Source organism: Marinomonas sp. 5E14-1 (assembly GCF_039939215.1).
In the GTDB taxonomy this organism is placed as follows: Bacteria; Pseudomonadota; Gammaproteobacteria; order Pseudomonadales; family Marinomonadaceae; genus Marinomonas.
Genome location: NZ_JBDXMW010000021.1, coordinates 21,161 through 28,686, shown reverse-complemented (window position 1 = coordinate 28,686; position 7,526 = coordinate 21,161). Strand labels below are relative to the sequence as shown.

The following is a 7,526-nucleotide window of genomic DNA, read 5'->3' as shown; positions in this document are numbered from 1 at the left end:
TGTGCAACCTTTTTATGTCAAAAAAGACAATTAATTTAATACAAAAGCCTTTTTGTTCACATAACAAACAAAAACACCTTTTTTAGAGTGTTTTTAATCAAATCAAAACAAAAAAGCCCCGCTACAGTTAAGTAACAGGGCTTTTTAAAAGCTTTAAAACTAGACTTCAACAATACGAAGTTCTTTCGGCATAGAAAAAGAAACGTTTTCTTCTCTACCTTGCAATTCTTCAGGCGCACTACCACCCTCATCAATTAATCGCGATATCACTTCATTAACCAGCACTTCGGGAGCAGATGCCCCCGCGGTTACACCAACACTCGAGACACCATCAAACCAGTCGACATTAATCTCACTAGCGTTATCAATCAGAAAAGCTTTAGCCCCCATTCGCTCTGCTAATTCTTTCAACCTATTCGAATTAGAACTATTCACAGAGCCGACAACTAACACGAGCTGAGATGCTTCGGCCAATGTTTTTACTGCATCTTGGCGATTCTGTGTTGCGTAGCAAATATCATCTTTTTTAGGGCCACGAATTTTTGGAAAATGACGACGCAATGCATCAATAACAACCGAAGTGTCATCCATTGATAAAGTAGTCTGAGTAACAAATGCCAAATGTTCTGGATCTTTGACTTTTAGGTTCGCCACATCTTCAGGTGTTTCAACAAGATAAATAGCACCACCTTGTCGATTATCATATTGCCCCATTGTCCCTTCCACTTCTGGATGACCATCATGACCAATCAAAATACATTCCATTCCGTCACGGGAGTAACGCAATACTTCTAAATGCACCTTGGTGACAAGAGGGCAAGTCGCGTCAAATACTTTTAAACCTCGATTAGTCGCTTCGTCACGAACAGATTTTGAAACACCATGCGCACTAAAGATAACAATATGGTCGTCTGGCACCTGATCCAGTTCATCAACAAACACCGCTCCGCGTGTTTTTAATGACTCAACAACAAATTTATTGTGCACAACTTCATGACGCACATAAATCGGTGCTTCAAATAGATCCAAGCAACGATTAACGATTTCAATGGCACGATCAACACCAGCACAAAAGCCGCGAGGATTCGCAAGCTGAATAGCAAAACTCATGCAGCATCCTCTATTGCGACAATGCGTACTTTAAAAGTAAGCGAACGACCTGCTAATGGGTGGTTAAAATCTACCTCCACTTCTTTTTCGCCTATCTCTGCAATCACACCTGGCAATTCGTTTTTGCTCATATCAGCAAAAGAAACCACCATACCTTCTTCCAAGTCCATTGCGAATTGAGAACGAGGCATACGCTGAATATTACTTTCGTTGTGAACACCAAAGGCTTTTTCTGGGGGCATAACCAATGAGGACTCTTGATTTACTGACATCCCTAAAAGTGCCTCTTCAAATGCAGGTAACAAACTTCCATCACCAAAAACAAAACTTGCAGGCGCTTGAGAGAAGTTAGAATCCACCACAGAACCATCTTCAAGAGATAACTCAAAATGAAGTGTCACTCGGCTATTCTCTGTAATTACACTCATTTGCCACCTTCTGTTTTCTTAACAAAAAAGCTTTCAAGCAGCATTAAAATAACACCAACGGTTATCGCGCTATCTGCCACATTAAAAGCAGGAAAATACCAAGCTTGCTGCCAATGCAGTTGAATAAAATCCACAACATGACCATAAACCAGTCGATCATATAAATTGCCAATGGCACCGCCGAGAATAAAGCTAAGAGACAACGCCTCCCAACGATTTTCATTCGCAATCTTAATCAACCGCCAACTAATTCCCACCACAACAGCCAAGGCAACCACAGAGAAAAACCAACGCTGCCAGCCACCGGCTTGCGCAAGAAAACTAAAAGCGGCCCCTGTGTTGTATCTAAGCGTCAGATCAAAAAATGGTAACAGAAGAATTTCCTGCCCATAAGACAAATACGCCTCAACGGCCTGCTTAGTCACCCAATCTAATGCGAACAAAATAAGAGCCAGCGCCCACCAGCGCTGCACTCTTTTGAACATAGTAGAGACTGTCATTTATGCGTACAGGCGTTGTTCACCTTCCCCATCCGGTAAATTAGAGATACAACGATCACAAAGCTCTGGATGAGATTCACGTTTGCCAACCTCTTCACGGTGGTGCCAGCAACGAACACACTTAGCATTTTCACTCAGTGCAACATGCACTTTTAGAGCTTCTAGATCTGTATCTACCGCATCCACTCCAGCTTCACTCAAAGGCAATACTTTCACATCAGAGGAGATTAAAACGAATCGCAACTCTTCACCCAAAAGACTCAGTGTTGTCTGCAATGTTTCATCACAATACAAAGTGATTTCAGCACTCAGACTCGCTTTTATCTTACCTTCTCCACGAACAGCCTCGATCACCTTATTAGTAGAGACTTTCGTTTCAAGAACATACTTCCAGAAGTCACGACCTAATTTTTCTTCGCCAGAAAATTCTTCTAAGCCTTCATACCAAGTTTCTAGGAAAATTGACTCTCCTCGCTCACCGGGTAATGTTTGCCAGATTTCATCTGCAGTAAAGCTCAAGATTGGCGCAATCCAACGAGTGAAAGCCTCCATAACATGATACAAAGCAGTTTGCGCTGAGCGACGAGCCAAGCTATTTTCTTGCGTTGTGTATTGACGGTCTTTGATCACATCAAGGTAGAAACCACCTAAATCAACCGAACAGAAGTTCTGAATTTTCTGGTTAACCGTGTGGAATTGATATTCGTTATAAGCTGTGTCCAATTCTTTTTGCAACAAGGAAGCACGATCAAGAAGCCAACGGTCTAATGCAAGCATGTCACTAACAGGCACCATATCTTTAGCGGGATCGAAACCATTTAAGTTCGCCATCATGAAACGCGCAGTATTACGAATACGACGATAAGAATCAGCAACACGCTTAAGAATCTCATCAGAGACCGTCATCTCAGTTGTGTAATCTGTTGCTGCAACCCATAAACGGATAATGTCTGCACCTAAAGTGTCCATCACTTTTTGAGGAGATAAAACATTCCCCAAAGACTTAGACATTTTGCGGCCATCGCCATCAACAGTGAAACCGTGGGTAAGTACTTGCTTATACGGTGGCACGCCACGAACAGCAATCGATGTTTTCAAAGAAGACTGGAACCAGCCACGATGCTGATCAGAACCTTCCAAATACAAATCCGCAGGAAAGCTTAGCTCTTCACGCTGATCGATAACGGAATAATGCGTCACACCAGAATCAAACCAAACATCGAGCGTATCAGTGACTTTGCTGTATTTATCTGCATCCGCACCTAACAACTCTTCCGCTTCCATTTCGAACCAAGCGTCGATACCTTCTACTTCGATACGCTTCGCTACTTCTTCAATCAAACGAGGCGTTTCTGGATGAAGCTCTTGCGTTTCTTTGTTGATAAACAAAGCAATCGGCACACCCCAAGTACGCTGACGAGACACACACCAGTCAGGGCTGTTATTCAACATCCCTTCCATGCGATTTTGTCCCCAGCTTGGCACCCATTTCACACCCTCAACAGCATACTTAGCCGCATCCAACAAACCTTCTTTTGTCATGCTGATAAACCATTGTGGCGTAGCACGGAAGATAAGCGGTGTTTTTGTGCGCCAACAATGTGGATAACTGTGGAAAATCTTCGATTCAAACACCAAAGCATCATTGCGATTAAGCGCTTCTAGGATAGCACCATCAACTTTATAAACATGCAAACCAGCAAATTCGCCGGCCGCATCGGAATATACACCATTGTCTTGAACAAGATTGATCGTACCTATGCCATATTCACGGCCAACGTTAAAGTCATCTACACCATGATCTGGTGCAGTATGAACACAACCTGTACCAGCTTCTGTCGTTACGTGCTCACCAAGAATCACTGGGATATCACGTTCCAAGAATGGATGATTCAAAACCATACCTTTTAACTCAGCGCCGACTGTACGCCCCACAATACGGAAATCAGACGCACTGTAACGCGCCATCAAACCTTCAACCATATCTTCCGCAACGATCAGGCGTTCTTTACCCAAGCCCATATCCACTTCAACAAGCGCATAATTAAACTCAGGATGTACAGAAACCGCTTGGCTAGCAGGAAGCGTCCAAGGGGTTGTCGTCCAGATAACAACCGAAACCTTTCCTTCTCCTTCTACATCAGAGAACTTAGCCAATAATGCGGCTTCGTCTTTGGGCGCATAACGCACATCCAAAGATAGAGATGTTTTATCTTGGTATTCCACTTCCGCTTCCGCTAGAGCCGAACCGCCAACCACACTCCAGTAAACTGGCTTAAAGCCTTTTACTAAGTGGCCATTTTCAGCGATTTTACCCAAAGCTCGAACGATATTAGCTTCCGTTTGGAAGTTCATCGTTAGATACGGATTTTCCCAATCACCCATTACCCCAAGGCGGATAAAATCTTTTTTCTGCTCTTCAATTTGCGTGTAAGCGTATTCACGACATTTTGCGCGAAACTCTTTGTAGGAAACTTTAACGCCGGCTTTACCGATAAGTTGCTCAACCTTGTGCTCAATCGGCAAACCATGACAATCCCAGCCAGGAATATAAGGCGCATCAAAGCCACTAACGGTTTTAGACTTAACAATAATATCTTTGAGGATTTTGTTAACCGCATGACCAATGTGAATGCTGCCATTTGCGTACGGAGGGCCATCATGAAGAATAAAAGATTTACGGCCCTTACTTACATCACGTACTTTTTTATACAGATCCATATCCTGCCAACGCTTTAACATTGCAGGCTCACGTTTTGCCAAATCTCCACGCATTGGGAAACTAGTATCTGGCAAATTCAGTGTCGGTTTATAATCACTCATGGTTTATCAACTTATCCTCAAAGATCATCAGTTCACTGATTGGACAAAGAAACGTAACGCCTCTTCTTTATCACATTGAATTTGTTTTTCCAGCGCTTCTAAGCTGGCCATTTTTCGTTCCGACCTAATAAACTGACAAAAAGTCACTTGCACATACTTATCGTACAAGTCGCCATTAAAATCGAATAGGTGTACTTCTAATATTGGCGTTTTACCTTGAACAGTCGGTCGGACACCAATATTCGCCACGCCATTATGCAATATACCGTCAACGTCTAGCGTCACAGCATACACGCCAGATAACGCAGATTTAATTCCTTTTAGATGAACATTCGCTGTTGGAAAACCAAGCTTTCGCCCTAATTGTTGGCCATGTATTACTCGGCCACTCAAAGAAACAGAATGCCCCATATTTTCTTGTGCTGCAGAAATATCACCATTTTCAAGAGCACTTCTTACCAAGGTACTGCTAACACGCTCACCCAATGTATTTAAAACAGAAGGTGTATTTTCAACATCAAAGCCATTCTGACTGCCGAATCCTTGTAGGTAATCAAAGTCACCCTGACGATCACAACCAAATCGAAAATCGTCACCAACCACCAAATGCTTCACTGTCAAACCGTCCAACAAAATTTGCTGACAAAACGCTTTAGCATTTAGCTGCTGTAATTTCGGGTTGAAAGGCATACAAAGAACATAATCAATACCTTGCCCTTCCAGTAACTTCACTTTGTCTCGCAAGCGACCAATGCGACCAGGGGCAACGTCAGGCGCAAAAAATTCTCTTGGCTGAGGTTCAAAAATCATGATTCCCGCCGGCGCATTATATTGTTTCGCCAGAGATTTAACTCTCGTCAAAATGGCACTATGCCCCAAATGCACACCGTCAAAATTCCCAATCGTCAGCACACATTCTTTATGCTTTGAACGGATATTATGAATACCGCGAATTAACTCCATAGAACCCCGTACAAAACAATTAAACACAGCATCAGAAAAAATAACCGCGATTATATAGCAGTTAACAAGATGAAGGTAGGCCAGAACTTGCACAACCCGCGCAAACAGACCTCATAAATCAAAAGTTACTCATGTTTCAAAATAGATAGACGTAACCCCGCTGCCACTGCAACCAAGCCGTAAACCGAAACACCACTAATAACAATCAACAAAATATAGCCAACTCGATGCACATCACTCATTTGCGTCCACAACCAACCTTGCTGCAGATAAAAGAACAAACACACCCCTAACGCCAATGTTGCACAAACCAATATTCGCAACAACTTACGCCACTCACTGGAAAACACATGATGACCTTGCTTATGCAAACCGCGCCAAAGTAGGAATGCGTTTAAACCAGCAGACAAACTTGTCGCCAATGCCAAGCCCACATGCCCAAGCGGCCAAACAAGAATCAAATTCAAAACCATATTCGACACCATCGCGATAATACCAATGCGGACAGGTGTTTTTGTGTCTTGTCGAGAGTAATAGCCAGGTGCCAAAACCTTAATTAGCATCATAAACACCAACCCCAAAGAATAAGCCTGCAAACTCTGTGCGGCTTTTTCCACATCGAGCACGGTTAATTCACCACGATAGAAAATGGTTGCAATCAGAGGCTCGGCCAACATAAACAAAGCCAGAGCAGATGGAATCGCAATAAGCAACAGAAGACGCAACGCCCAATCCAACGTTTTAGAAAAACCGCCAGATTCACCACTAGCAAAGCTACGGGATAAAGAAGGCAAAATAACTGTACTGATCGCAATCGCAAAAATCCCCAAAGGCAACTCATATAAGCGATCAGATAAATACAACCAAGTGATGCTACCAGTTTGTAAAAAGGAAGCTAAAACAGTGTCTAACAATAAATTAATCTGACTAACAGACACCCCAAACAAAGCAGGCCCCATTAGAAGAAGGATACGTTTTACGCCTGAATGTCGAAAACCGAATCTTGGCATTGGCAGCAAACGCAATTTTGCCAAAAAGGGCACTTGAAACATCAACTGTATCAAGCCCGCAAAAAACACCCCCCAAGCAACCGCCACTTCAGCCTGAGCCGCTGAGCGAGCAAAAAATACAGTTGCAACAATTAAAGAGATGTTAAGAAAAATAGGCGTGATGGCAGGAACCGCATACTCACCATGCGCATTCAAAATCCCACCTGCCAAAGCCGTCAAAGAAATAAACAACAAATAAGGAAAAGTAATCACCAACAAATCGGCAGTTAATGCGGATTGACTAGCATCCCCAGCAAAACCTGGTGCAAACACATAGACAACCCAAGGCGCACACAACATAAATACAGCGGTGACGCACAACAAAACTAAAGACAACGAACCTGTGACAGCAGCAACTAATGCACGAACCTCTTCCTTACCTTCATTTATACGATAATCACTTAGAACAGGAACAAATGCCTGAGCAAACGCCCCTTCAGCAAACAAGCGTCGGAAAAAGTTAGGAATTTTAAAAGCCACATAAAATGCATCCGCACTGCCACTCGCCCCCAAAACATAAGCCAATGCAGCATCTCTCACCAAACCTAAAACACGGGAAAGAAAGGTACAGATAGAAACCAAAATACCAGAACGCAACAAAGACAAAGACTTACGTCCCCTATCGGGCGTGAGATTTATTTCAGACATACAAA

The 7,526-nt window shown here is 43.0% G+C and carries 6 protein-coding genes; all 6 read right to left on the bottom strand.

Annotated features, from left to right (window positions below):
- Window positions 1-159: 159 nt before the first annotated feature.
- A complete protein-coding gene (gene ispH, locus ABFY09_RS14655; protein WP_347985022.1) occupies window positions 160-1,110 on the bottom strand; it encodes a 4-hydroxy-3-methylbut-2-enyl diphosphate reductase in 951 nt (316 codons plus the stop codon).
- Window positions 1,107-1,538 carry a peptidylprolyl isomerase gene (locus tag ABFY09_RS14650; RefSeq protein ID WP_347985021.1) on the bottom strand — a complete coding sequence of 144 codons (432 nt, stop codon included), beginning with the start codon at window positions 1,536-1,538 and terminating at the stop codon, window positions 1,107-1,109. Before ABFY09_RS14650 ends, ispH begins: the two co-directional genes overlap by 4 nt.
- Window positions 1,535-2,038 (bottom strand): signal peptidase II, encoded by a 504-nt coding sequence (gene lspA, locus ABFY09_RS14645; protein ID WP_347985020.1) that lies wholly within the window; start codon window positions 2,036-2,038, stop codon window positions 1,535-1,537. The genes ABFY09_RS14650 and lspA overlap by 4 nt, the downstream gene beginning before the upstream one ends.
- Complete coding sequence (ileS, locus tag ABFY09_RS14640) at window positions 2,039-4,861, bottom strand: isoleucine--tRNA ligase (RefSeq protein ID WP_347985019.1); 2,823 nt, start codon at window positions 4,859-4,861, stop codon at window positions 2,039-2,041.
- A 27-nt stretch (window positions 4,862-4,888) separates the two neighbouring features.
- On the bottom strand, window positions 4,889-5,824 hold the full coding sequence (gene ribF / locus ABFY09_RS14635) for a bifunctional riboflavin kinase/FAD synthetase (RefSeq protein ID WP_347985018.1): 936 nt from the start codon (window positions 5,822-5,824) through the stop codon (window positions 4,889-4,891).
- Window positions 5,825-5,949: 125 nt separating this feature from the next.
- On the bottom strand, window positions 5,950-7,521 hold the full coding sequence (gene murJ / locus ABFY09_RS14630; RefSeq protein WP_347985017.1) for a murein biosynthesis integral membrane protein MurJ: 1,572 nt from the start codon (window positions 7,519-7,521) through the stop codon (window positions 5,950-5,952).
- Window positions 7,522-7,526: the final 5 nt, after the last annotated feature.